Annotated in this window: 24 protein-coding genes; 13 read left to right on the plus strand and 11 right to left on the minus strand. The window is 73.6% G+C overall.

The annotated features are described in order from the left end of the window. Positions 1-23 precede the first annotated feature (23 nt). Positions 24-374 carry a hypothetical protein gene (locus tag ACGF5T_RS26110; RefSeq protein ID WP_356609625.1) on the minus strand — a complete coding sequence of 117 codons (351 nt, stop codon included), beginning with the start codon at positions 372-374 and terminating at the stop codon, positions 24-26. Positions 375-530: 156 nt separating this feature from the next. Between ACGF5T_RS26110 and ACGF5T_RS26115 the strand changes: the two genes are divergently transcribed. Beyond that, positions 531-1,214 carry an adenosylcobinamide amidohydrolase gene (locus ACGF5T_RS26115; protein WP_366767393.1) on the plus strand — a complete coding sequence of 228 codons (684 nt, stop codon included), beginning with the start codon at positions 531-533 and terminating at the stop codon, positions 1,212-1,214. Between the two features lie 10 nt (positions 1,215-1,224). Here the strand turns inward: ACGF5T_RS26115 and ACGF5T_RS26120 are convergent, their stop codons facing one another. Next, the gene (locus ACGF5T_RS26120) at positions 1,225-1,485 is read right to left on the minus strand and encodes a hypothetical protein (protein WP_366767392.1); all 261 of its coding nucleotides are present in this window, start codon (positions 1,483-1,485) and stop codon (positions 1,225-1,227) included. Positions 1,486-1,616: 131 nt separating this feature from the next. Further along, positions 1,617-2,297 carry a snapalysin gene (snpA, locus tag ACGF5T_RS26125; protein WP_356609631.1) on the minus strand — a complete coding sequence of 227 codons (681 nt, stop codon included), beginning with the start codon at positions 2,295-2,297 and terminating at the stop codon, positions 1,617-1,619. Between the two features lie 301 nt (positions 2,298-2,598). Between snpA and ACGF5T_RS26130 the strand changes: the two genes are divergently transcribed. Then, the gene (locus tag ACGF5T_RS26130; RefSeq protein WP_356609633.1) at positions 2,599-3,588 is read left to right on the plus strand and encodes a LysR family transcriptional regulator; all 990 of its coding nucleotides are present in this window, start codon (positions 2,599-2,601) and stop codon (positions 3,586-3,588) included. Positions 3,589-3,661: 73 nt separating this feature from the next. Further along, the gene (locus tag ACGF5T_RS26135) at positions 3,662-4,405 is read left to right on the plus strand and encodes a PepSY domain-containing protein (RefSeq protein ID WP_356609635.1); all 744 of its coding nucleotides are present in this window, start codon (positions 3,662-3,664) and stop codon (positions 4,403-4,405) included. A gap of 94 nt (positions 4,406-4,499) precedes the next feature. On the opposite strand, the gene ACGF5T_RS26140 is transcribed toward ACGF5T_RS26135, so the two are convergent. The 3 genes from ACGF5T_RS26140 to mdlC all read right to left on the minus strand — a co-directional run bounded on the left by ACGF5T_RS26140 (position 4,500) and on the right by mdlC (position 8,954). Next, positions 4,500-5,744 (minus strand): aromatic acid/H+ symport family MFS transporter, encoded by a 1,245-nt coding sequence (locus ACGF5T_RS26140; protein ID WP_356609637.1) that lies wholly within the window; start codon positions 5,742-5,744, stop codon positions 4,500-4,502. 95 nt (positions 5,745-5,839) lie between these two features. Further along, the gene (locus ACGF5T_RS26145; protein ID WP_356609639.1) at positions 5,840-7,294 is read right to left on the minus strand and encodes a benzaldehyde dehydrogenase; all 1,455 of its coding nucleotides are present in this window, start codon (positions 7,292-7,294) and stop codon (positions 5,840-5,842) included. Positions 7,295-7,373: 79 nt separating this feature from the next. Then, on the minus strand, positions 7,374-8,954 hold the full coding sequence (gene mdlC, locus ACGF5T_RS26150; RefSeq protein WP_366767391.1) for a benzoylformate decarboxylase: 1,581 nt from the start codon (positions 8,952-8,954) through the stop codon (positions 7,374-7,376). A 94-nt stretch (positions 8,955-9,048) separates the two neighbouring features. On the opposite strand from mdlC, the gene ACGF5T_RS26155 reads away from it, so the two are divergent. The 4 genes from ACGF5T_RS26155 to pgm all read left to right on the plus strand — a co-directional run bounded on the left by ACGF5T_RS26155 (position 9,049) and on the right by pgm (position 13,165). After that, a complete protein-coding gene (locus ACGF5T_RS26155) occupies positions 9,049-9,987 on the plus strand; it encodes a LysR family transcriptional regulator (protein WP_356609643.1) in 939 nt (312 codons plus the stop codon). A 41-nt stretch (positions 9,988-10,028) separates the two neighbouring features. Next, positions 10,029-10,772 (plus strand): peptidase E, encoded by a 744-nt coding sequence (locus tag ACGF5T_RS26160; RefSeq protein ID WP_356609645.1) that lies wholly within the window; start codon positions 10,029-10,031, stop codon positions 10,770-10,772. A gap of 70 nt (positions 10,773-10,842) precedes the next feature. Further along, positions 10,843-11,271, plus strand: a complete 429-nt coding sequence (locus tag ACGF5T_RS26165; protein ID WP_356609647.1) for a hypothetical protein — start codon at positions 10,843-10,845, stop codon at positions 11,269-11,271. A 253-nt stretch (positions 11,272-11,524) separates the two neighbouring features. Then, entirely contained in the window at positions 11,525-13,165 is a 1,641-nt protein-coding gene (pgm, locus tag ACGF5T_RS26170; protein ID WP_356609649.1) for a phosphoglucomutase (alpha-D-glucose-1,6-bisphosphate-dependent), read from the plus strand. 25 nt (positions 13,166-13,190) lie between these two features. Here the strand turns inward: pgm and ACGF5T_RS26175 are convergent, their stop codons facing one another. Both ACGF5T_RS26175 and ACGF5T_RS26180 read right to left on the minus strand, forming a co-directional pair. Next, positions 13,191-14,387 (minus strand): cytochrome P450, encoded by a 1,197-nt coding sequence (locus ACGF5T_RS26175; RefSeq protein ID WP_366767427.1) that lies wholly within the window; start codon positions 14,385-14,387, stop codon positions 13,191-13,193. Positions 14,388-14,512: 125 nt separating this feature from the next. Next, positions 14,513-15,481 carry a LysR family transcriptional regulator gene (locus ACGF5T_RS26180; protein ID WP_366767390.1) on the minus strand — a complete coding sequence of 323 codons (969 nt, stop codon included), beginning with the start codon at positions 15,479-15,481 and terminating at the stop codon, positions 14,513-14,515. Positions 15,482-15,689: 208 nt separating this feature from the next. Between ACGF5T_RS26180 and ACGF5T_RS26185 the strand changes: the two genes are divergently transcribed. Both ACGF5T_RS26185 and ACGF5T_RS26190 read left to right on the plus strand, forming a co-directional pair. Further along, positions 15,690-16,484, plus strand: a complete 795-nt coding sequence (locus tag ACGF5T_RS26185) for a class I SAM-dependent methyltransferase (protein WP_366767389.1) — start codon at positions 15,690-15,692, stop codon at positions 16,482-16,484. 43 nt (positions 16,485-16,527) lie between these two features. Beyond that, positions 16,528-16,998, plus strand: coding sequence for an ATP-binding protein (locus tag ACGF5T_RS26190; protein WP_356609654.1), 471 nt, complete (start codon positions 16,528-16,530; stop codon positions 16,996-16,998). Between the two features lie 67 nt (positions 16,999-17,065). On the opposite strand, the gene ACGF5T_RS26195 is transcribed toward ACGF5T_RS26190, so the two are convergent. Both ACGF5T_RS26195 and ACGF5T_RS26200 read right to left on the minus strand, forming a co-directional pair. After that, entirely contained in the window at positions 17,066-17,617 is a 552-nt protein-coding gene (locus ACGF5T_RS26195) for a GNAT family N-acetyltransferase (RefSeq protein WP_356609656.1), read from the minus strand. A gap of 78 nt (positions 17,618-17,695) precedes the next feature. Next, positions 17,696-18,379, minus strand: a complete 684-nt coding sequence (locus tag ACGF5T_RS26200) for a hypothetical protein (protein ID WP_366767388.1) — start codon at positions 18,377-18,379, stop codon at positions 17,696-17,698. A 127-nt stretch (positions 18,380-18,506) separates the two neighbouring features. Here ACGF5T_RS26200 and ACGF5T_RS26205 point away from each other — a divergent pair, with 127 nt between their 5' ends. The 4 genes from ACGF5T_RS26205 to ACGF5T_RS26220 all read left to right on the plus strand — a co-directional run bounded on the left by ACGF5T_RS26205 (position 18,507) and on the right by ACGF5T_RS26220 (position 23,517). Continuing rightward, positions 18,507-20,405: a SpoIIE family protein phosphatase gene (locus ACGF5T_RS26205; RefSeq protein WP_366767387.1), complete on the plus strand. Its 1,899-nt coding sequence runs from the start codon at positions 18,507-18,509 to the stop codon at positions 20,403-20,405. Positions 20,406-20,801: 396 nt separating this feature from the next. Next, positions 20,802-21,392, plus strand: coding sequence for a hypothetical protein (locus ACGF5T_RS26210; protein WP_366767386.1), 591 nt, complete (start codon positions 20,802-20,804; stop codon positions 21,390-21,392). Between the two features lie 118 nt (positions 21,393-21,510). After that, on the plus strand, positions 21,511-22,203 hold the full coding sequence (locus ACGF5T_RS26215; protein WP_366767385.1) for a class F sortase: 693 nt from the start codon (positions 21,511-21,513) through the stop codon (positions 22,201-22,203). Positions 22,204-22,353: 150 nt separating this feature from the next. Further along, positions 22,354-23,517 (plus strand): SchA/CurD-like domain-containing protein, encoded by a 1,164-nt coding sequence (locus ACGF5T_RS26220; RefSeq protein WP_366767384.1) that lies wholly within the window; start codon positions 22,354-22,356, stop codon positions 23,515-23,517. A gap of 79 nt (positions 23,518-23,596) precedes the next feature. Here ACGF5T_RS26220 and ACGF5T_RS26225 read toward each other — a convergent pair whose 3' ends face one another. Further along, positions 23,597-24,625 (minus strand): methyltransferase, encoded by a 1,029-nt coding sequence (locus ACGF5T_RS26225; RefSeq protein WP_366767383.1) that lies wholly within the window; start codon positions 24,623-24,625, stop codon positions 23,597-23,599. Positions 24,626-24,667 lie beyond the last annotated feature (42 nt).

Raw genomic sequence — 24,667 nt, forward strand, 5'->3', positions numbered from 1 at the left:
CGCTTTCCTCCGGTTCCTCCGGTCTAGGCCGCCGCGGTGAAGGCGGTGCTGATCGCGGTGTCCACCCGGGCGTGGACGACCAGCCGCGGGCCGGAGGTGTCGGCGTTGTTCTCCAGCAGCCGCCGGACGGGCGCGCTGTGGGTGACGACGCTCATCAGGACGCCCAGGCGGCCGCACCACTGGTGGGCCCGGAGCACGGCACTGACCGCGGCGGGGCCGGCGGCCCGGTCGGTGAGGACGATGACGACGGGGGTCGGCTTGTGGGCGTCGACCAAGTGGGTGATGTGCGTGGTCAGGGTGGCCCGCCCGTCGATTCCCGGGTCCTGGTCCACCGTGATGACCAGGACCCCGTGCTCCAGGGTGTGGGACAACATCGCGGCCTCCGATCCGACGCCTCATGGCGAAGTTGTGTCCAGTGAAAGTGCCGGGGACCGGGTCCGCAATACGCCCGTCCCGGCGCCGGAGCGAGGGGTCCGCGCTGAGTACGATCATCCGGTTGTGCCCCCGACCGCCCGAAGGAGCTCCCGCCGGTGCCCGCCCTCCTGCCACCGCCCCGAACCGGGCCCCCGCTGCTGACCCCTCGGCGCCTGACCCGTGAGGAGGACGGTGAACGGCTGCACGCCCTGCTGTGGTGCCCGGGCCCGGGCTGGCGGACGGCCAGCAGCGCCGTGCTGGGCGGCGGGATCGGCGAACGCGCGTGGGTGCTCAACGCCCAGGTCGCGCACGGCTATCGGCGCACCGATCCCGCGCGGCACCTCGCGGACCTGGCCGGCGCGGCCGGCGCCCGGGGGCCGGGCGTGGGCCTGATGACGGCCGCCGACGTGTCCGCGTCCGGCCGTGCGAGGGACGGCGGTGTGGAAGCCGTGGTGACCGCGGGTGTCTCGGTGCGCGGCTGGGCGGCCTCGCCCGCCGAGGGCGCCACCGGCGCCGCCGCACCGGGCACGATCAACATCGTCGCCGCCCTGCCCGTCGCGCTGAGCGACGCGGCCCTGGTCAACGCCGTGATGACGGCGACCGAGGCCAAGGTCCAGGCGCTGCTCGAAGCGGGCCTCGACTGCTCCGGCACGCCCACGGACGCCGTGTGCGTCGCCGCCCGCGTCCCGGGGACGGACAGCGAGGTCCACTCCTTCGCCGGACCGCGCTCGCAGTGGGGCGCCCGGCTGGCCCGAGCCGTCCACCGGGCCGTGCTCGCGGCACTTCCCACCGCCCGGTGATCCGGGGTCCCTACAGGGACGTCCTGCGACGCGCCGCGCGTGCCCGCAGCGCCAGCGCGGTGGCGAGCAGCACCCAGGCCACGGCGGAATAGGCCCAGGCGGTCCCGCCCCGGACGGCACCGACGGAGCTCCACACCGCCCACAGTGCGAGCACCAGGCACAGCGCCGTCCAGGCGATGTCGGCGACGCGGCCGTGCAGCTGCCCGCGCTGCCGGGTCCCGGGTTCCAGAGTGCCGAGCCCGTCGTCGACGGGTGCCTTCCCCTTGTTCACGTCAGGCTCCTTCGAAGGTCGCTGCGGAGTGAACTCCGCTTACCCCACAGGAGGTTGCGCATGCGGTGCGGGTGGCACGGGTGCGCGGGGGCGGCCCGGTCGGACCGCCCCCGCACCGTGGCCCCGGACGCTCAGCGTCGCGAGGTCTTCTGCAGTGCCTTGTCGAGGGCGGCCTTGAAGCCGTTCACCCACAGCTGGTTCACCCGGCTGCGTTCGGCGGCGTTCGGGTAGGCGTTGGTGCAGGACGGGCCGGGGCCGCCGCCCGACATCAGCTCGCTGCACGGGCCGGAGTAGTGGTCGGGGAGGCCGAGCACGTGCCCGGTCTCGTGGGCGGTCACACGGGTCGAGTCGTACTGCTGGTTCTGACGGTAGTCGAGGAAGATGTAGCCGCGCCCGTGCCCGTCCGTCGACGCGTACGAGCCGCGCGAGTCGTTGCCCTCGCGGTACGAGAAGTCCGCTCCCGAACTTCTCTCCGCGAGCCGCACGTTGGACACGGAGCTGTTCCAGATCTGGGTGGAGCGGGATATCTGCGTGCGGAAGCTGGGCGCGGCTGAGGCGCTGTAGTAGACGGTGACGGCGGCCGCCGAGGACGGGGCCGCGGCGCGCTTCTCGGCGACGGACCTGATGACCGCCTCGAAGAACGCCCGGTTGGCGGCGGCGTCCTCGCCCGAACCGGCCGCGGGCTGGTAGCCGATCTGCGCGGCCCGGGCCGGCGCCTGGGGAGCGGCGGTGGCGGCCGGGCCGGTGCCGAGCACGGCAGCGGTGAGACCGAGTCCGACCGCGGTGGACAGCAGGGGCAGACTGATGCGCATCGATGACTCCTTGTGTGGGGGAGTGGGGAGAAGTCGTCATCGGTGAGTGTGGGGCGCCCGCGAGCCGGTGTGATGATGGCAGGAGGGGATAGGGCGGGGCTATCACCGCCGGCGTACGGGGTTGTCACCGTCCTCGTGCGGGGCGGTCACCGTCGCGGCCCGAGACCGGAGCGTCGCGACGCGGGCCTCGCCACCGGGCGGACGCGGTCGGGAACAGCTTCTCCCACTGTGCAGAACTCGCCCTGATCCGCCGCCTTTTGTTCACCTGGCGCAACCAACTGTTCCGCCCTACTCTCCCTGCATGGAGCTCGAGGTGAGGCACCTACGCGCACTGTGCGCCATCGCCGACGCCGGCAGCCTGCATCGGGCGGCACGCCGACTCGGCGTCGCGCAGCCCACCTTGAGCACGCAGTTGAGCCGCATCGAACAGGCCCTGGGCGGGCCCCTGTTCGTCCGGGAACGCACCGGCTGCCGCCCCACCCCGCTCGGCCGGACCGTCCTCGGCAGAGCCCGTCCGCTTCTCGCCGACATGAGCACCCTCGTCCGCGAGGCCCGCGCCGCGGCGATCGCCGGCGACAGCCGGCTGCGCGTCGGCTCCACGGCCAGCCGCGCCCTGGCCGGCTGGCTGCGCCGGCTCAGACGGCCCGGGCCGGAGCCGACCCTCCAGATGGACGTCTCGGCCAACGCCCTGCTGCGCGGGGTCGCGGACGGCCGGCTCGACGTCGCCTTCGTGCACGAGGTGGAGGGCTGCCCGCTGCACGTCCCCGAGGGTCTGCGGCTGCGGGTGCTCGTCGAGCGCGAACCGCAGTTCGTCATGCTGCCCGCCGACCACCCCGCGGCCGCCCGGCCCGTCGTCCGTCTCGACGACCTGGCGCAGGACCGCTGGATGGTCGACCCCACCGTCGACGGCGAGTGGGACGGGGTGCACCGCATGCTGCGCGCCGTCGGCCTCGACCCGCGCGTCCTGCACGGGGACTACCACACCGCCGCGTCACTCGTCGCCACCGGCGAGGTCGTCACCGTCTGCCAGCCCAGTTCCCAGTCCCGCCCCGACACCGCGGTACGACGCCTCTGCGGCGACCCCCTGGGCGTACGCCTGCTGCTGGCCGCGCGCACCCGGGCCGAGCTGGACGCCGTCTACCCGGCGCTGGAGGAGGCGTACTGGGAGGTGGCCCGCCAGTCCACCGCCTACCGGGAGTGGCTGGAGCAGACCGGCGCCCGCCCCACCCTCCCGTGCCCGCCGGGGACCGTCCCGGGGCAGGACCGGGAGGTGTGCGTACCGGCCCGCTGAGCGGATCGGCCATTGCGGTGGTTCCCCGCCCACATCGGTATGACAAGACGGTCATACGGTTACGGAGACGTGTATGAGCTCTGTGCGACGTCTCCCGCCTCTTCGTTCGATGGCCGCCATCTGCGCCCTGGGCAGTTCCGTGCTGCTGATGACCGGCTGCACGAACGCCGACACGACACGCTCCAGTGTCGCCGAGGCGGCTCAGACCACCCCTGCCACCAATACCGCATCCGCCACCAACACCGCCTCCCCCTCTCCTTCCGCGTCCCTGACCGAGGACCAGGCCGAGCGCAAGGCCCTGGTGCCGCTGGCGAAGGTCACCTGGGACAAGGCGGCCGACACCGCCGTCAAGGAGGTCTCCGAGGGCAAGCTCGTCGACCTCGAACTGAAGCGCACCACCGCCGAGGCCACCGCGTCGACCGGTTCGCCCAGCCCGAGCATGCCCAACCCGGCGCCCAGCCAGGGGGCTCCGGAGTGGGAGGCCAAGGTCGCCGCCTCCGACGGCACCGTGACCCGGATCGACATCGACGCCGTCTCCGGCAAGATCTTCCGCACCCAGGCCGAGAACCAGGACGCGGACGACAAGCAGCAGGTCGCCGACATGCTCAAGAAGGCGACGCAGACGCCGCAGCAGGCCGTGAAGGTCGCCACCGACAACGCCAAGGGCACCGTGACCCACGTCGAACTCGACGAGAGCGACGACCAGAAGGTCATGTGGTCCGTCGACGTGGTGTCGACCGACAACTGGGACAAGGCGACCGTGGACGTCGACGCGACGAACGGCAAGGTGCTGCGCGAGAACGTGGACAGCGACTGAGCACCACGCGTCACCGCGGCAGGCACCGCGACCAGCGCGACGGGAGCAGCGGGTGGAGTGACCCCGCTGCTCCCGTCGCGCGTGCCCGAGGGCGTCAGGTCGCCGGCCCGGAGGCCTCGGCCCCGGCACCCGCCGACGTGCGCGGCAGGGTCGCGACGGCCAGGAAGCCGAGGACGGCCACCGCCGCGAAGAAGTAGAAGCCCCACGGGTGACCGATCCCCGAGGAGACCAGGGCGCCCGTGATGGACGGGCCGACGATCGAACCGATCCGGCCGATCCCGGACGCCGAACCGAGCGCGGTGCCGCGCACCGAGGCCGGGTAGAAGTTGGTCACGTAGGCGTAGACGAGCACCTGGGCCGAGAAGACGAACACGCCCGTGAGGAACACGACGGCGTTCAGCATGAGGTCGCTCTCCATCCTGACGCTCAGGCACGCCAGCATGACCACGGAGACCGCGAACCAGCCCATCGTGGTGCCCTTGATGCCCCTGCGGTCGGCGACGAACCCGCCGAGGACCAGACCCACGACACCGCCGACGTTGAGCACGAGGAGCTGCGTGACGGCCGTGGGCACCGGGTAGCCGGCGTCGTTCATCAGCTTCGGCAGCCAGGTGTTCAGGCCGTAGACCAGCAGCAGGCCCATGAACGAGGCGATCCAGATGCCGATGCCCGCGCGCAGGTACGCCGGCTTGAGCAGTTCCGTGAACGGCACCCGCCGGGCCCCGTCCCGCCGGGCCCGGACGAAGGCCTCCGACTCCGGCAGCTTGAACCACTGGACGACGGCGACGACGAGACCGACCACGCCGAGCAGGTAGAAGAGGATCTCCCAGTCGTCGGTCACCTGCAGGGCCAGCAGCGAGGTGATGACCGCACCGGTGTGGTAGCCGGTCATGGTCAGCGTGCTGGCCCGCGCCCGGCGGTCGGCGGGCATGTTCTCGGCCATCATCGTGAGCGAGACGGGCATGCACGCGCCCAGGCCGAGACCGGCGACGAGGCGGAGCGCGGCGAACATCGTCACGGAGTTCGCCAGCGGCACCACGAGGGTGAAGAGCGAGAACAGCACCACCGAGCCGATGAGCAGACGGCGGCGTCCCAGCCGGTCGGCGAGCGGGCCGACGCAGACGGCGCCGATGGCCACGCCCACGAGCGAGAGCGTCGCGACGGTGGTCGCGTCGCCCGCGGTCATGCCGAGGTGCTGGGTCTTGAGCAGGGTGGGGATGATGGCGCCGAGGACGACGAGGTCGTAGCCCTCCAGCAGGACGGTGATCCAGCAGAGGATCACCGTCCAGGTGCTGCTGCCGGTCCGCGCGGGTGCGCCGGACGTGGTGGCGGAAGTCATGGTGACTCTCCCCCCGGGGGACGGGTGTGAGTGGCGGAGCCGGGACGGCGGGGCGGCCGGGACGGCCGTGCGGGGCGGCCGCGGGGGCCGGGAGGTCAGAACGGGTAGTCGGCGATGTCCGGGCGGACCGTGACCCACTGGGTCTCGGTGAACGCCTCGACGTTGGCCGCGGCGCCGCCGAAACGGGACCCGGTGCCGGAGGCCTTGACCCCGCCGAAGGGAGCGTTGGGCTCGTCGCTCACGGTCTGCTCGTTGATGTGGACCTTGCCGGAGTCGATCCGGTCGGCGAGCTTCATCGCCGTCCCCACGTCCCCGAGGATGCCGACCGACAGCCCGTACTCGCAGTCGTTGACGATCCGCGCGGCCTCCTCCGGCGTGGAGAAGGAGATGACCGGGGCGACCGGGCCGAAGATCTCCTCCCGCCACGCCGGCATGCCGGTCGTCAGACCGGTCAGCACGGTGGCGCGGTAGCAGGCGCCGTCGATCTCGCCGCCCGCGGCGACCTTCGCGCCCGCCGCGACGCTGTCCCGGACGATGCCGTGCACCCGCTCCAGCTGCCGGCGGTCGATGATCGGTCCGAGCGCCACGTCCTCGCGGGCCGGGTCGCCGACCGGCAGGGAGTCGGCCTTCGCGGCGAGCGCGGCGGTGTACTCCTCCACCAGCGACTCGTGCACGATGTGCCGGCCGGTCGTCATGCAGATCTGCCCCTGGTGCAGGTACGAGCCGAACGCCCCCGCCGAGGCCGCCCTGGCCACGTCCGCGCCGGGCAGCACGACCAGCGCGTTGTTCCCGCCCAGCTCCAGATGGGCCCGCTTGAGCAGCCGCCCGGCCTGCTCGCCGATGATCCGGCCGACCGGCGTGGACCCGGTGAAGGAGATCACCCGCACCTCCGGGGCCTCGACGAGCGCCTCCCCGACCTCGCCGTCGCCCGGCAGCAGGTGCAGGAGACCCGTGGGGAGCCCGGCCTCCTCGAAGACCCGGGCGATGACCACACCGCCGCTCACCGCGGTGCGCGGGTCCGGCTTGAGCAGCACGGCGTTGCCGAGGGCCAGGGCGGGAGCCACCGAACGCAGGCCGAGGACGAGCGGGAAGTTGAAGGGCGCGATCACGCTCACGACCCCGGCCGGTCGTCGGCGGGAGAGCGACCAGCGGGCCTCCTCGGAGGTGAGGACCTCACCTTGCGGGTGCGTCGGCAGCCCGGCGCACTCGAAGCACTCGCCGATGGCGAGCTGCGCCTCGAAGTCCGCCTTGGACCGCACCGAGCCGGCCTCGCGCACCAGCCATTCCCGGATCTCCTCGGCGTGCTCGGTGAAGAGCTCCCCCGCGCGCCGCAGTACGGCGGCCCGCCGCTGCGGCGAGGTCGCGGCCCACTCGCGCTGGGCCTCGGCGGCCCGTGCGGCGGCGCGGCCCACGTCCTCCGGCGTGACCAGTCCCACCGCGCCGAGCCGTTCGCCCGTCGCCGGCTCGGTCACCGGGTGCTCGGTGGGGGAGTCCTGCCAGCCGTCGCTGAAGAACTTCCGGCCCCAGACGTCGCTGTCCAGGAGTGTCATCGTCGTTCCCTTCCTCGGGATCCTCGGGTGCCGGGCGCGTCAGCGGCTCCGCGCGCTCGGCCGGTCGGCGGGTCGTGTGTCAGGAGGGCGTGGTCAGGGCCGTGTCCACCTGGATCAGGCGGGGGTGGCCGGGCTGCTCCGCGAGTACGGCGCGCAGTTCCCCGGCGTCGCCGACGTGCCGGGCGCGCACCCCGTAGCCCTCCGCGACGCGGGTGAAGTCCAGTCCCGGGATGTCTAGCCCCGGGGCGTCCGGCACGCCGAGCAGGCCGCCGAACCAGCGCAGCGCCCCGTACGTGCCGTTGCGCAGCAGCACGATCGTCAGCGGGACCCCGTGCTGCGCGGCCGTCCACAGGGCCGTGATGCCGTAGTTGGCCGAGCCGTCCCCGATCACGCCGACGACCGGGCGGTCGGGCTGCGCCATCGCCACCCCGACGGCGCCGGGCAGTCCGAAGCCGAGCCCGCCGGCCGCCGGGAAGTAGTAGGAGCCCGGCCGGCGCAGGTCCATCTGGCGCCACCACGCGGAGGTGGTCGACGTCGACTCGACGACGTACGCGGTGTCCGCGGGCAGTCCGTCGCGCAGGGCGGCGAAGACCTGCTCGGGGTGGAGGCCCGGCCCCCGGGCGGTGACCGGCTCGGGCGCCGGCCGGTACGGGCCCGCGGACTCACCGGGCCCGCCGAGCGCGTCCAGCAGCAGGCCGACGACGGCGCCGGGATCGGCGACCAGCGCCTCGCCCATCGGGGCCCGCGCGGCCGCCGAGGCGTCCTCGGTCACCTGGACCAGCCGGGTGCCCTCGGGCAGGTACCGGCCGGGCAGGTACTCGTGGTACCGGAAGACGGGCGCGCCCAGCACGAGCACCAGGTCATGGTCCTCGAAGGCCTCGCAGACCGGCGCGATCCCGGCGGGCAGCACACCCCGGAACAGAGGATGCCGGTTGGGGAAGGGCAGCCGGAAGAGGGAGGGGGCGGCCCACACCGGGCAGCCCAGCCGCTCGGCCAGCCGCACGGCGTCGTCGAAGAGACCGGGCGCGTCGATGTCGCCGCCGAGCACGAGCGCGGGACGCCGGGCGGCGGCGACCCGCTCGGCGAGCCGACGGCCCTGCGCGGCGTCGGGCACCGAGGCCCGCTCCACCCGCCGGTCGAGCACGGCCAGGGCGTTGTCGTCGACCTCGGCCGACCAGTCGTCGTACGGCACGGACAGATAGGCGGGCCGCCGCTGGAGCCGCGCCTCGAAGACGGCCTGGGCCAGCGCGCGCGGTACGTCCTCGGCACACGCCGGCTCCGCCGCCCAGCCGACCAGCGGCTTCATCAGGGTCTGGGCGTCGACGCTGGCCAGGTTGGCCTCCGGGCCGATGGCGGGCCGGACCTGCTGCCCCGCCACCACCACGAGCGGGGTGCGCGAGGCCACGGCGTTCGTCAACGCGCCCATCGCGTTGCCCGAACCGGAGGCCGCGTGCAGGTTGACCAGGACCGGGCGGCCCGTCGCCTGGGCGTAGCCGTCGGCCATGCCGACGACCGCGCCCTCGTGCAGCCCGAGGACGTAGCGGAAGCCGTCGGGCAGCTCGGCGAGGAAGGGCAGCTCGTTGGAGCCCGGGTTGCCGAAGACGGTGGTGAGCCCCTGGCGCTCCAGGAAAGCGTGGGAGACACGGCGCACGGATGGCACGGACGTTCCTTTCGAAGTGACGTCCGACACGCTAGGGACCTCGCGACATGGGCACCAATAGATGTTTCGGCGCCCCGATATAGAGTCCGTCGATATGGGCACCTTCGACCTCAACCTGGCCCGCGTCTTCGTCCTCCTGTACGAGACCGGGAGCGTCACGGCCACCGCCGAGACGCTCCACGTCACGCAGCCGACCGTCAGCTACAGCCTGGGCAAGCTCCGACGGCACTTCGACGACGAGCTGTTCCGCCGCAACGGGCGCGGACTGACGCCCACGGCCGGTGCCCGGCGGCTCTACGAGCCGTTGCAGCGCGCGCTCGCGGAGATCGACGCAACGGTCCGGCAGGGCGACGCCTTCGACGCCGGGACCATGTCGGGCCGGTTCACCATCGCCCTCTCCGACCTCGGCGAGGCCACCCTCCTGCCGAGGCTGCTCGCCGCGGCGCGGGAGCGGGCGCCGGGGGTCTCGTTCACCGTGCGCCCGTTCGACGTGGAGGATGCCGAGAGCCAGCTGCGCCGCGGCGACCTCGACGTGTTCGTGGCGACCCCCGTGATCACCTCGCACCTGACCGTGCGGGTCCCGCTCTTCCGGGAGCGCTACGTCCTCATGGTCGCCGCGGATCACCCCCGGGTCCGCGGGGACGAGGTGTCGCTGGCGGGTCTGGCCGCCGAGCACCACGCGACGGTCTTCGGGCCGAGCGGCCATGTCGCGCCCCGGGCGGTGCTGGCCGCGCACGGGCTCCTGGAGCGGGTCGCCGTGGACGCCACCCGCTTCTCGATGCTGCCCTACCTGCTGGAGCAGACCGACCTGGTCGCCATCGTCCCCGAGTACGTCGGCGAGGTGTTCACCGCGTCCCACCGGGTCCGCCTGGTGCGGCTGCCCTTCGAGACCCAGCCGATCGAGATCGCCCTGTACGCACGCCACGAGTCCTCGCGGAGCCCGGCGCAGCGGTGGCTGGTGCAGTTCATGGCGGAGGTGCTGGGCGAGCAGGTGAGCGCGGCCCAGCTGCCGCCGACCGCGGCACCGGCGTAGACGCTCCCGGGTGATGGGCGCGGGTGTCTAGGATCGCGCCCATGACGGCACCCGAACCCACCATTCTCGCGACCTCGGGAGGGCACCGCGCGGGTGGCCGGACCATGGTGGCCTTCGACTCCCTGGTGCACCACGCGGTGGACCTCTCGGGCGCCCACGGGCGGCGACCCCGGGTCCTGTACGTCGGCACGGCCATCGGGGACGCCGAACACTTCACCGCCCGGATGACGGAGGCGGCCCGCGTGGCCGGCTTCGACCTGACGCCGCTGCACCTGTTCCCCATGCCGAACGTGGAGGACGTGGAGGAGACCGTGCTCGCGCAGGACGTCGTCTGGGTGATGGGCGGCTCGGTCGCCAACCTGCTGGCGGTGTGGCGCGTGCACGGCCTGGACCGCGTCATGCGCCGGGCCTGGGAGGCCGGGGTCGTGCTCAGCGGGGTGAGCGCGGGGTCCCTGTGCTGGTTCCGGGGCGGCGCGACCGACTCCTTCGGGCCCGAACTGCGCCCGATCACCGACGCCCTGGGCTTCCTGCCCTACGGCAACGGCGTGCACTACGACGTCGACGAGGGCCGCCGCCCGCTGATCCACCGGCTCGTCGCCGACGGCACCCTGCCCTCGGCCCACTGCACGGACGACGGAGTGGGCCTCGTCTACCGCGGGACGGAGCTGGTCGAGGCGGTGACGGAGGTGCCGGGCAAGGGCGCCTACGTGGTCGTGCGCGAGGGCGGCGCCGCGGTGGAGGAACGCATCGAGCCGCGCGTGCTGCCCGCGGCGTCAAGGCCCTGACGGTGGAAGCCCGGTGAGCATTCGGGGAACATACGTGTTTGCCGCCGGAGTGAGTGGCAAAGCGGTGTCCATGAGCGATCCGAACAAGGACACGAACCAGAAGACCACCACCACACGGACCGCCGGTTCCAAGGCCCGCGACGCCGCGGACAAGGCGACGGCCCCCGCCTCGCGTGCCGGGAAGGCGGCCACGGACAAGGCCGGTGACACCGCGTCAGCGGCCAAGGCCGGTGCCCAGCGTTCCGCGGAGGCGGCGAACGGCGCCCTGCAGACGGCGGCCAAGGGCGTGGAAGCAAGCCGCAAGGCGGTCATCACCACCTCCGGGCACGTCGCGGCCGGGGCGAAGACGGCGTGGACGGTCATCGCCCACCGCAAGCTCGTCGCCGCGGGTGTGGGCGCCGGCATCACCGCTCTGAGCGCCGCGTCCTACGCGGTGGGCCGCCGGGCGGGACGTCACACGCACGGGCCCCTGACCCGACTCACCGGCGGCCGCATCTGACGCGTTCCGCACGGCCGCACCACGGCGCCCGGTCCGGCGGCCCCCGAGCCCAGGGGGAACCGCAGGCCCGGGCTCGTGGTGTGCCGCCGTCGCGACGGCGAGCCCGGACGGTGACCGCCGGGCCTGAGTACGCGGCGCCTCCCCCTCGGCGCCGGGTCCGGCCCGCCTCGGCCGGGGTGTCCGGTACCGCTCGCCCGGACAGGAGAAGATGGTCCCGCGAGCCAATGCCCGACAAACGCGGAGGAGTGGACGCATGCAGCACGACCGAGCCGGGAGGCCGGCCGGCCCCGAGGACCTGATCGACGTGGCCCGGCTGGTGACGGCCTACTACGCCCTGCACCCGGACCCGGCCGACCCCGGCCAGCGGGTGGCGTTCGGCACGTCCGGTCACCGGGGATCGTCCCTCGCGGCGGCGTTCAACGAGGACCACATCGCCGCCACCAGCCAGGCCATCTGCGAGTACCGCTCGGCCCAGGGCACCGACGGCCCGCTCTTCCTGGGCGCCGACACCCACGCCCTGTCCGAGCCGGCGAGGATCACCGCCCTGGAGGTGTTCGCGGCGAACGACGTGACCGTCCTCGTCGACACCGCCGACGGCTACACCCCCACCCCCGCGGTCTCGCACGCCATCCTCACCCACAACCGCGGGCGCACCTCGGCCCTCGCCGACGGCGTGGTCGTCACCCCGTCGCACAACCCGCCCGCCGACGGCGGCTTCAAGTACAACCCGCCGAGCGGCGGCCCCGCGGGCTCGGACGCCACCTCCTGGATCCAGGACCGCGCCAACGAGATCATCGCGGCCGGCCTCAAGGACGTACGGCGCATCCCCTACGCCCGGGCGCTCGCCGCCCCCGGCACCGGGCGTCACGACTTCCTCGGCACCTACGTCTCCGACCTGCCGAACGTCCTCGACCTCGACGCGATCCGGTCGGCCGGCGTGCGGATCGGCGCCGACCCGCTCGGCGGTGCCTCCGTCGCCTACTGGGGCCGGATCGCCGAGCAGCACCGCCTGGACCTGACGGTGGTCAATCCGCTGACCGACCCCACCTGGCGCTTCATGACGCTGGACTGGGACGGCAAGATCCGCATGGACTGCTCGTCACCGCACGCCATGGCCTCGCTCATCGAGCAGCGCGACCGCTTCACCATCGCGACCGGCAACGACGCCGACGCCGACCGGCACGGCATCGTCACCCCGGACGCCGGACTGATGAACCCCAACCACTACCTCGCCACCGCCATCGCCTACCTCTACGCCCACCGCACCGAGTGGCCCGCCGACGCGGGCGTGGGCAAGACGCTGGTGTCCTCCGGCATGATCGACCGGGTGGCGGCGGACCTGGACCGGCGCCTGGTGGAAGTGCCCGTCGGCTTCAAGTGGTTCGTGGACGGACTGGCCGGCGGCACGCTCGGCTTCGGCGGCGAGGAGTCGGCCGGTGCGTCCTTCCTGCGCCGGGACGGCTCGGTGTGGACCACCGACAAGGACGGCATCATCCTGGCGCTGCTCGCCTCCGAGATCACCGCCGTCACCGGGAAGACGCCCTCCGAGCACTACGCCGCCCTCACCGCCCGCTTCGGCGCACCCGCCTACGCCCGCATCGACGCCCCGGCGACCCGGGAGGAGAAGGCCCGTCTGGCCAAGCTGTCCCCGGCCCAGGTCACCGCCGACACCCTCGCCGGTGAGCCGGTCACCGCCGTGCTCACCGAGGCACCGGGCAACGGAGCGTCGATCGGCGGGATCAAGGTGACCACCGAGAACGCCTGGTTCGCGGCCCGGCCGTCCGGCACCGAGGACGTCTACAAGATCTACGGGGAGTCGTTCCTCGGCGCGGACCACCTCCGCCAGGTGCAGGACGAGGCCAAGCTCGTCGTCCTCGGCGCCCTGGGCGGCTGACGCCGTACCCGTGCCCCCGGGCCGGTCAGCGACGGCCGGGCCGGGGGAGCGCCACGGTCAGTCCGCGGATCTCGTAGCCGCCGATCGCCTCCTGGAAGGCGACGCGCGGCGTCCCGCTCATGCGGACCCCGTCCAGCGCGAACAGCCTGCTGAGGAAGACGTCGGTCTCCAGCAGGGCGATGTGCGCTCCGGGGCAGCGGTGCGGCCCGTCGCCGAAGGAGAGCCCGGCGCCGACCTCCCTCGCGCGGTCGGGGCGCACGCACAGCGGGTCGCCGCCCACGTGCCCCGGATCCGAGTTGGCGTCGTCCAGGAGGAGTTCCACGTGGTCGCCCGGGGGCACGGTCACCGGGCCCCCGGGGCAGGCGAGTTCCACGGCCTCGGTGGTCCGGCGCCGCAACCGCCCGATCACCGGCTCCAGCCTCAGCAGTTCCTCCAGGACGGCCAGGCGCCGGGCCTCGTCCGAGGACCGGTAGTGGGCGAGCAGCTCGGCGTCCGAGAACAGGTGCCAGGCGGCGAGGCAGATGAACTCGCGCGTGGTCACCATGCCCGCCGCGGCGAACGTCAGGCACTCGCCGAGGATCTCCGCGTCCGTGCAGCCCTCCGCGATCAGGTGGGAGATCAGGTCGTCCTCCTCCCGGCGGCGGTGGGCCCGGACGGCGGGGCGGACGTCGGCCAGGTGGATGCGGAGCCAGTTGGTGTTCTGTCGCAGCAGCCAGTACAGCCCCCGCACGCTGGTCAGGCCGGGTTCACCGAACTCCTCCGGGAAGAACCGCTCCAGCCTGCGCCGGATGCCGGGTCTGCTGTGGCGCAGACCGACGACCTCGCTCACCACGCCGATGGCCAGGTCGAAGGCCAGGTCGGAGAGCGCCGCCTTGCCGGAGGCCCGCAGGCGCGCGAGCTGCTCCTCCGCGATGCGGACCATCAGGTCACGGTAGTGCTCGTCCACCCGGCGGGGAGTGAAGAAGCGCGCGGTCTGCCTGCGGTGTTCCCGGTGTTCGGCTCCGTCCCGGTAGAGCACGGGCCGACGGATCCGCCGGGGGAGCTTCTCCACCGTCTCGATCCCGAGCCCGGCCTGCACGGTGCCGGGGCCGCGCAGCAGCGCCCTCGCGACGGCGAAATCGTGCACCTGCCAGGTCCCGTCCGCCGCGCGGCTGACCGGGCACCGCGGCCGGGTCCGCCCCCGGTCGGCCTTCCGCGCGGAGTGCTGCTTGTCGCTCTGCACCACAGGGCCACCCCCAAGTCCCTCGCCCAGCGGCCCCGTCGGTCCCCCGGCACGATGACGTGGTCACAGGATCGGGCACGGGCACGGCACCGGCCAGTCCTCGTCCGGCCGAACCGGCGGGGACGTCACGGCCGGGCGCTGTCGTCCCGCGGATGGCAGCGCAGCGCCCACGGCGGCGTCCAGACCTCCCCGTCGAGGCGCCCGGCCGGCCGGGCGGCGAGGTGTGCGCGCAGCGCGGCCAGCGCGGGATGCGGGTTGTCGGCGTGCCAGAGCAGGGAGTGCGGATAGACGGGGGTCGGGTCGCGCAGCGGAACGCGCCGCAGATCGTGCACGGCGGGCCAGACGAGGGGGGTGTGCTCGCTGAGGAAGGTCGCGATCGACGACGACCCGGCGATCGTGTCGAGGAGGCCCTCGACACCGAAGTTGGGACCGAGCGCGTCGATGGTCAGCCCGAACTCCGCGGCGAGAGCGTCGTAGTAGGCCGCCCACTCGGTCCCCGGCAGGTTCCCCGGCATCCAGATGCGGTGACCGGCGAGCTGGGCCGGGGCCACCGACCGTGCCGACGCGAACGGGTGACCGGGCCCGGTGAACAGTTGGAGCGGCTCGTCGAAGACGGGCGTGACCTCGATCCCGGCGGGGATCTCCCGGCCCGGCACGCTGACACAGCGGAAGGACGCGTCGATCGCCCCGGAGCGGATGGCGGCCGCCGCCGCGTCCGCGTCCGAGTCGAAGAGGATGACGACGTCCAGATCGACCTCGGGATGGGCCCGGTGGAAGTCGCGCAGCAGGCCGGCCGTGGCGAGCCGTCGTCCGATCACGTCGACCCTGAGCGGGCGTCGTCCGGGCCGTACCGAGGCGGTCGCCCGCTCCTCGGCGTCGAGCAGCGCACGCGCGTGCGGGAGGAAGGCCTGGCCGTCGATGGTCAGCCGCGCGCCGCGCGCCGTGCGGGTGAACAGCGGCACCCCGAGGTGCCTCTCCAGGGCCGCGATGCGCTTGGAGACGGCCTGCTGGGTGATGGTCAGCTGTGCGGCGGCGAGCTGGAACTGACCCGCCTCCGCGACGGTGACGAAGGTGCGTACGGCGACGAGGTCCACGGCGGCCATCCTAGGGGCACAACGAGGGGTTGTACCTGAGGGACGCACTGTTTCCGCGTCCTCCCTGTTTTCGGGTGATGTATCCCCGTGTTGCAGTCGGGTGAGGGAACGATTGCGCCACGCGTCGATCGTCCCCGGCACAACCGCACGGGGTGCAGCGGCCCGGAATTGGCGTGCGTCGCTCGACCGGACGTGCCACCATCCGCCGATGGACCGTCAGACGATCTCCGCACTCGCCCACGCCGATCACCCGATCGCGGCCCCGCTCGACGACGACTCGGTGCACCGGCTGCTGGAACGCGGCATCCCGCACGGCGACGCACGCGTCCTGGACCTGGGCTGCGGCGGTGCGGAATGGCTGCTGCGCGCCCTCGCCGCGCATCCGCGGCTGACGGCCGAGGGCGTCGACGTCTCCGAGCGAGCCCTGGCGCGGGCCCGTGCGGCGGCGGGTCGGCGGGGCGTGGAGGACCGACTGGTCCTGCACCGTCGAAGCGCCGCGGACTTCACCGCCCCGCACCGCTTCGACCTCGTCCTGTGCGTCGGCTCCACGCACGCGTTCGGCGGCCTGTCCGCCACCCTCGCCGCGGCGCGCGGACACCTGGCACCCGGCGGACGCGTCCTGGTCGGTGACGGCTACTGGACGGGGACCCCGTCCGCCGAGGCCGTCGAGATGCTCGGCGACCTCACCGACCTGCCGACCACGCTGGACCGGGTCGCCGCGGACGGCTGGACCCCGGTCGGCGGGCACATCAGCACCCGAGGGGAACTCGACGGCTACGAGTGGTCATGGACCGGGTCGCTCGCCTCCTGGGCCCTGGACCACCCCACCGATCCGGACCGTGCGCAAGCGCTCGAGGCGGCCACCGCCCACCGCGACGGATGGCTGCGGGCCTACCGGGACGTGATGGGCTTCCTGTGCCTCGTCCTGCGCCCCACGCACCCCTGGGAGCCGCCGGCCGCCGGCGTCGCTTCCGCCTCCGGTGTTTCCCGGAATCCGGGGTAGACGACGGGCGTAACGGTCAAGGCTCGGGAAGAGGGCGGATCGCATGGACGGGGCTGCCCGGAACAGGGACCAGTCGGCAGAAGAGCTGGTCAGGGTGTCGGCGGAGTACGAGGGGAGCCCCGGCGACATCGCCCGGGGCCGGGAGCTGGCCCGGCGGTTCCTGGCGCGGGTACGGGCGGCCCGGAACCGTCCGGTGCCGGAGCGCGCGGTGGACCTGGTGCAACTGGTGGTCAGCGAGCTCCTCACGAACGCCTGCAAGTACGCGCCCGGCCCCTCGCTGGTCGACCTGGAGCTGGCGGAGGACCGGGTGGAGGTCACCGTGTGGGACACCGACCCGGTGCTGCCGGTGGCGGAGACGGCGGACCCCGGACGGATCGGCAGGCACGGACTGGAGATCGTCATGGCCGTCTGCCAGAGCTTCGAGGTGTGCCGGGAGCCGGTGGGCAAGCGGATGCGGGCCGCGGTGCGGCTCGCCGACGACCTGGGCGGTACGGCCCTCGGTCACGCGTCCTGACCCGCGGCGCGGCGACGGAGCCACCGGGGCACCGGCCGCAGCCGTCACCGGCCCGCCGCCACCGCACTCATCGTCCGGCCGCCCGCCCGGCCCCGGACCGGAGCCGGTACAGGACACTGCGGCGCAGCGGCCCTTCCGGCACACCCGGGTCGTCGAAGTCGTCGGCCGGGTCGCGGGTCATACCGAGACGCCGCATCACCGCCTGCGAGCGGAGGTTGCCGGCCGCCGTCACCGCCAGGACCTCGGCGAGTGCCAGCTCCTCGAACGCGAATCCCACCACCGCCCGCGCGGCTTCGGTGGCGTAGCCGTTCCCCCAGGCGGACCGCGCCAGCCGCCAGCCCGCCTCGACCCCGGTGAACGGCATCCCGTCCTCGACGGGATCGAGCCCCGTGAACCCGACGAACTCGCCGGTGGAGGCGACCTCCACCGCCCACCATCCCCAGCCCCGCCGGTCCAGGTCGGCCTGGAAACGGGCCGCGGAAGCCTCGCTCTGCTCCCGGGTGAGCACCCCGGGGAAGTACGCGCGGACCACCGGGTCGGCGTTCAGGGCGGCCCAGGGGGCCATGTCGGCGGCGCGCCACCCGCGGAGCACGAGACGGTCCGTACGCAGTTCGGTCATCGGGTCAACCTACGGCGGGCAGCCCCACGGGTCGACCGAAAAAGCGGCGCGACCGGCGCCGTGCACGGGGCCCGGACGTCAGCGCGGGGCGTCCTGCCCGTCGATCACCTCGGAAGGCTTCGGCGCCCGCACGTCCAGCGGCTCGTCGAAGCCGGCGAAGGACGTGGAGGTGTCGTAGTCGGCGCCCTCGTACACCACCTTGAGGAGGTGCGGCTCGCCCTCCGTGGCGACGGAGAAGGTGTACCTCCCGCCCTGGGCCCCTTCGTCCCGGACGGTCAGCTCGACCGCCTCCCGGCCGCCGACACGGGTGGATCTCCCCTTCTCGGCGGTGCCGAAGGAGGCGAAGGGACGCGTGCAGGACGAGAGCCCGTCACCGGGCCGCGCCGCGTCGGCGGACGTCCTGACCCACAGCTTCTGCTCGCCGGTGACGCCACCGGGTCGGCGGCTCTCCAGGTAGGCGCGGTCGGGCCGGACGTAGTCGGTCCCGCCCACCCGGATCTGCTCGAGGCTGCCGCCCTGCGAGAACGTGGCCTTCGCGGTGCACCGGCTCTCCAGGTCGGTCACCAGCCGGACCGTCACCGTACCGCCCTTGGCCGCGGTGCTGGTGGAGTCGATCCGCACGGACTCCAGCGCCCGCATCGCGGCGTTGGCGTCCTCCAGCATCTCGTCGGCGGACCGGCTCCCGCCGTCGCTGCCGCACCCCGCGACGAGGACTCCCGCCAGCACACAGGTCAGTACGGCGGTCGTGGTCGTGGTGCGCACGCGTCCCCCCTGGGCAAGATCGGCACCGAGAGCCTACCCGACCTCCCCCTTCGGCCCCCGGAGCGGTTCGCCCCCGCACTACGGGGGAACCTGGCGGGGTGGACGGCATCGGAAGGCTGTGAGGGTCGTGGCAGCACGCTGGGCGGGCCACCAGGAGAGCGGCGAGGAGCCGGGGCACGGGAGCGCGGACGGTGTCCCGGACCCCGACTTCGCCCGAGCCGTCCTGCGCGCCCTCGGCGCCGGCGTCCTCACCCTCGACCCGTCCGCCCGGATCACCTCGGTGAACCCCTGGGCCGAACGGCTGCTGGGGCGGTCGGCGCGGGACATGATCGGCCACGACGCCCACGACCTCCTGCACCGGCACGCCGACGGCAGCCCCGTCCCGCGCGAGCGGTGCGCGCTGCGCAACCCCCTGCACGGCGCGCCCGCCGAGGAAGGCAGCGAGGAGTACTTCCTGCGGGCCGACGGGTCCACGGTCCCGATCATCTGGGCGGCCACCCCGCTGGCCGGGGACGACCGCCGGGAGGGGCTGGTGCTGGTCTTCCACGACTTCAGCCTGCACCGCAGCGCCGCCGAGGAGACCGAGGCCCGCACCACCGCCCTGGAGACGCTCTCCGCCCAGCTGCACCTGGTGGCCGAGGTCTCCACCGTCCTGATCCCCACCGAGCACACCTCCGCCACGATCCGCCGGCTCCTGCGGCTGCTGGTGCCGGAACTGGGTCAGTGGGCCGCCGTCGACGTCTACCCGGGGCAGTCCGACCTCCTGGAGCGGGTCGCCGTCCGCAGCAGCACGCACCCGCACCGGGCCGGCCGGCTGAGGGGGCCGCTGACCTCCCTGCCGGACCCGGCGCGCGCCGCGCTGGCCCGGCTGGCGGGCAGCGACCGGCCCGTCCCGATCGCCGCCGACGACGTGCTCCACGACCCGCACAGCCCCCTCGCCGCGACGCACCGGGTGCTCTTCGAACGCCTCGGCGGGCACGCGGCCGTCGTCGTGCCGCTCCGCACCCGGCAGCGGCCGTACGGAACGCTCACCGTGGCCCGCGCGGGGGAGCACCCCGCCCACTCCGAGGCCGAGGCCGCCCTGCTCGCCGACATCGGCCGCCGCGTCGGACTGGTCCTGGACAACGCCCGCCTCTACCACGAGCAGCAGAACGTCGCCGAGACCATGCAGCGCCAGCTGCTGACCCCCCTTCCGCAGGTCGACCACGTCCGCATGGCCGCCCGGTACTGGCCCGCCGAGAGCGCCATGGAGATCGGCGGCGACTGGTACGACGCCTTCCTGCTCGCCGACGGTGTGCTGGCCCTCGTCATCGGGGACGTGGTCGGACACGACCTGCAGGCCGCCGCCCACATGGCCGAGGTGCGCAACATGCTGCGCGCCCTGGCCTGGGACCACCAGGAACCCCCCAGCGTGATCATGCGGCGGCTCGACGAGGCCGTGACCAACACCAGTGACGCCCCCATGGCCACGCTCGTCTTCGCCCGGATCGAGGGCCCGGAAGGCGGCCCGTGGACCTTCCACTGGGTCAACGCCGGTCACCCGCCGCCCCTGCTGGTCGCGCGCGACGGCGAGGCCCGCTTCCTGGAGGCCGGGCACGGCCCGCTCATCGGCATGAGCGCCACGCTGCGCCTGGGACTCGACTGGCCCGACGCGCACGAGGACATGCCCCCCGAGAGCATCCTCCTGCTCTACACCGACGGTCTCGTGGAGAGCCGCGACCGTCCGATCGACCTGGGCATGGCCAAGCTCCGCCACCACGCCGGGGTCCTGGCCCGCCGACTGGAGGGACGGAGCATCGACGAGTTCTGCGACGAGCTGCTCGCCCGGATCACCCCCCGGGGCGACGACGTCGCCCTGCTCGCCCTGCGACTGCCCGCCGCGGGGGTCGGCGCCCCCGGCGACACCTCGCCTCCTCCGCCGCCCCAGTCCGCGCACAGCGAGGCCACCCCCGACCGGGCCGCTCCGGGCGCACGCCGCCAGGATCCCGAGGTGCGGGACCCGACGGAGACCGACCCGGGCGATTGAGGCGCGCCCCTGGCGGGTCCGCAGGAGCGCCCCGGCCGCCCCTCCCGGATCGCCGCCCCTGCCGCCCCCGGACCCTCAACTCCACTGCCTCGAAGCGCTCTTGGCCGTGTATCGCCGCGTCCGCACGAACAGCCGCCGAGCACCGTTCGTCGGCTCGCACGCGGCTCCCGTCCGCCGAGCGGGGGAAGCCGTTCACCCCTCGGTGGGCCCGGCTCGCGGGTCCGGCCCCCGCACGTCCCCGGCCCGTCGGCGGGGCGCGGACGGGCGAACGTTTCACCCGGCTGAGCGCCTTGAGTGGTGCGAGACGGAGGGCTGGCTGACGGTGATTCACGTCGGGGCCGGGTCCCCTCGGCTGACGAAGCACCAGCTGCCCGGCCGTGACGGAAGGAACCACAGATGCGTTCTGCTCACATGCTCCTGACCACAGCGGCGGCCTCGGCCGTCCTGGTCCTCGGTGCTCCCGGTGCCTACGCGGCCGCCGGCGGCGACTGGGACCACGACGACTCTTCCTACAGCAAGGAGCACGACAAGGCCGGCAAGCACGACGAACCCCGCGGTGGCATGCACACGGGTGGCGGTGCGCTGACCGCGGTGAACGAGGGCGACTGGGAGGGCGGCTCCAAGCAGGACTCGGAGTCGACCCGGAAGGACGAGGGCGAGAAGTCGCGGGGCGGCGAGCACGAGAAGTCCCGGGGCGGTGAGCACGAGAAGCCGCACGGTGGCATGCACACGGGTGGCGGTGCGCTGACCGCGGTGAACGAGGGCGACTGGGAGGGCGGCTCCAAGCAGGGCTCGGAGACCTACAAGCAGGACGAGGGCGAGAAGTCCTGGGGCGGCGAGCACGAGAAGCCGCGCGGCGGGATGCACACCGGCGGCGGCGGGCTGGACACCCCGACCACGACCGCGGGCGGGCTGGCCGTCCTGGCCGTCGCCGGCACCGGTCTGTACGCCGTCCGGCGCAGGAAGTCGGCACACGGAGCGGCGTGAGCCGTGCCGGGCGCGATAGCAGTCGGGCCGCCGCCCAGGCATCCTGCGGCGGCCCGGCTCGCTCCCGTCCACCCCACCCCGTCCGCCCTGCCGCCGTGCCCAAGTGAGGTGGTCCCCGATGGCAGTACCCCCGACGTCCCCCACCGACGACGACCCGGCGTCGACCGGACAGGGGTCCCGGTCGAGCCTGACGGTGATGTGCGCCGTGGCCCTGCTGGTGCTGGCGGTGAGCCTGGTCGGCGGCAACGACACGTCGGCCGACACCTCCCGCCCGCCGGTCGCCGCACAGCCCGGAGCGACGGCCCCGTCCTCCGCCGGCCCCACGACCCCGTCCTCCGGCACTCCGCGGGGTGCGGGCCTGCCCCGGTCGAAGCCGGTGCGCCTGCGCATCCCGGAGATCTCCGTCGACGCTCCGTTCACCGACCTCGCCATCGGCGCGAACGGGCAGCTCCAGGCCCCGCCGCCGAACGACACCAACCTCGTCGGCTGGTACGCCAAGGGCGCCTCCCCCGGGGAGCGGGGCACCTCGATCATCGCCGGGCACGTGGACACCAAGACGTCCGCCGCCGTCTTCGCGGGGCTGGGCCAACTGGACGAGGGGGACGTGTTCCACGTCGAGCGGGCCGACGGACGCAAGGCGTCCTTCGTGGTCGACGACCTGGAGACCTTCGCCAAGGACGACTTCCCCAGCAAGCGCGTGTACGGCGACACGGACCGGGCCGAGGTGCGGCTCATCACCTGCGCGGGCGACTACGACCGCAAGGCCAAGGACTACACGGAGAACCTGGTGGTCTTCGCGCACCTCACCTGAGTCCGCGCGCCGTCCCGGTACGGCGCAGGTCACCCGCCCAGTGCACACCGGTCGCGCGGCACCGGGGCCGGGCACAGGATCGAGGCACGCTGGCGGCGCGCCACCGCGGCCGACGTCCACTTCCGCCCCCGCGAAGGAGATGTGCGCAGGATGACCATCACGTCCACCCCTGCTTCGGAACCGCTGACGCGACAGGTGTCGCACCATGTCTCCCAGTCCGTGTTCGACGGCTCCCGACTCCGGGTCGTCCTGCTGGTGGAGGTGTACGACGGAGCGCAGCAGCAGTTCCTCGAGACCTACGAGCAGCTGCGCAGCCACGTCGAGTCCGTCCCCGGGCACCTCGGCGAGCAGCTGTGCCAGTCCATCGAGAACCCCTCGCAGTGGCTCATCACCAGCGAGTGGGAGAGCGCTCCGCCGTTCCTGAACTGGGTGAGCAGCGAGGAGCACGTGCGGATGGTCAAGCCGCTGCACAGCTGCGTCCGCGACACCCGGTCGCTGCGCTTCCACGTCGTGCGCGAGACGAACAACGCGTCGGCGGGCGCCGACACCGCCCGCGAAGGCCTCCAGGCCTCCCCCCGGATCGGCGACGGCGTGATCCGGCACGCGCTCACCTTCACGGTGAAGCCGGGCAGCGAGGCGACGGTCGCCAGGCTCCTCGCCGACTACGCGTCGCCCGAACCGAAGGTCGACGACACCACACGGCTGTGCCGCACGTCCCTGTTCCTGCACGGCAACCGGGTGGTGCGGGCCATCGAGGTCCGCGGCGACCTGCTCGCGGCCCTGCGCCACGTGGCGCAGCAGCCCGAGGTCCGGGCCGTCGAGGAGGCCATCAACCCCTATCTGGAGCAGGACCGGGACCTCGCCGACCCGGAGTCCGCCCGGGTCTTCTACACACGGGCGGCACTGCCCGCCGTCCACCACGTGACCACGGGGGAGAAGGACCAGGCGGCCCAGCGGCACGCGTTGTCGTACCCGGCTCGGCCGGGCTGCGGCATGCGGCTGGCCCAGCTGCTCGCCGAGCGGGACGAGGCGGCCGCGGACGATCCGCGCAGCCCGGTCCTGTGCAGCACCATCTTCCAGCGCGACGACGTCGTGGTGCGGCTGGTCGACGTACGGGGCGGCATCGACGCCGCGGGCGACCCGGCGGTGGCCCTCGGCCTCCCGGACCCCGGCCAGGTGGCCGAACTGACGACCCTCCTCGACGGCGCCGCCGACGGCACGGCCGGCCCCCCGGCGGTCGGCGACGCACTGGCCCGCGCGCTCCGGGGCGCCCGCATGGACCTGGTCACCGACCGCCGCGCGGCCGACGCCTGACCCGGGCCCCGCACGGCGCGCGCGCGTCGGCCGCCGTACCCCGTGGGGTACGGCGGCCGACGCGCGTCCACCGGTCAGCTCACCGGGGCACGGTGCAGTCGAACGCGTGCAGGTAGGGGTTGACCGGGCGGATGTCGTCGATGACGAGGCCCGCTTCGGTCAGCCGGCCGACCATGCTGTCGGTGGTGTGCTTGGCACCGCCGACGTTGAGGAGCAGCAGCAGGTCCATGGCGGTGCTGAACCGCATGGAGGGCGTGTCGTCGACGAGGTTCTCGATGACCACGACGCGCGTGCCGGGCCCGCCCGCCTCGATGACGTTGCGCAGGGCCCGGGCGGTGCTGTCGTCGTCCCACTCCAAAATGTTCTTGATGACGTACACGTCGGCCCGGAAGGGGATCGCCTCACGGCAATCGCCCGGCACGATGCGCACCCGGTCCGCGAGCGATCCGCCTTCGCGCAGCCGAGGGTCGGCGTTCTCCACGACCCGCGGGAGGTCGAGCAGGGTGCCCTGCATCGTGGGGTACTTCTCCAGCAGGCTCGCCACCACGTGTCCCTGGCCGCCGCCGATGTCCGCGACCGACGAGCAGCCCGACAGGTCCAGGAACGCCGCGACGTCCTGGGCGGACTGCCGGCTGGACGTCGTCATGGCGCGGTTGAAGACCTCGGCCGACCGGGGAGCGTCCTCGTTGAGGTAGGTGAAGAACTCCTTGCCGTACAGGCCCTCCACGACGTTGCCGCCGGTGCGCACCGCCTCGTCGAGCAGGGGCCATGCGTCCCAGGTCCACGGCTCGGTGCACCACAGCGTGATGTAGCGCAGGCTGTGCGGGTCGTCCTCGCGCAGCAGCAGGGACATGTCGGTGTGCGCGAAGCTCCCGTCCTTGCCTTCGGCGAAGACGCCGTAGCAGGTCAGGGCGCGCAGCAGCCGACGCAGCGGCTTGGGTTCGGTCTTGACGGCGGCCGCGAGGTCCGCCACGGTCATCGGGGTGTCACCGAGAGCGTCGGCGACACCGAGCCGGGCGGCGGCGCGGAGGGCGGCGGCACATGCCGCCCCGAACACGAGCTCCCTCAACCGCATGGGCGGGGGTGGGGCGGTTGGTGCGGTCGTCATGTGCCGCTTTCCTTCCTACGTCGGTCCACTGGGGGCTGGGGT

It is taken from the genome of Streptomyces sp. NPDC047853 (genome assembly GCF_043204535.1).
Taxonomy (GTDB): domain Bacteria; phylum Actinomycetota; class Actinomycetes; order Streptomycetales; family Streptomycetaceae; genus Streptomyces.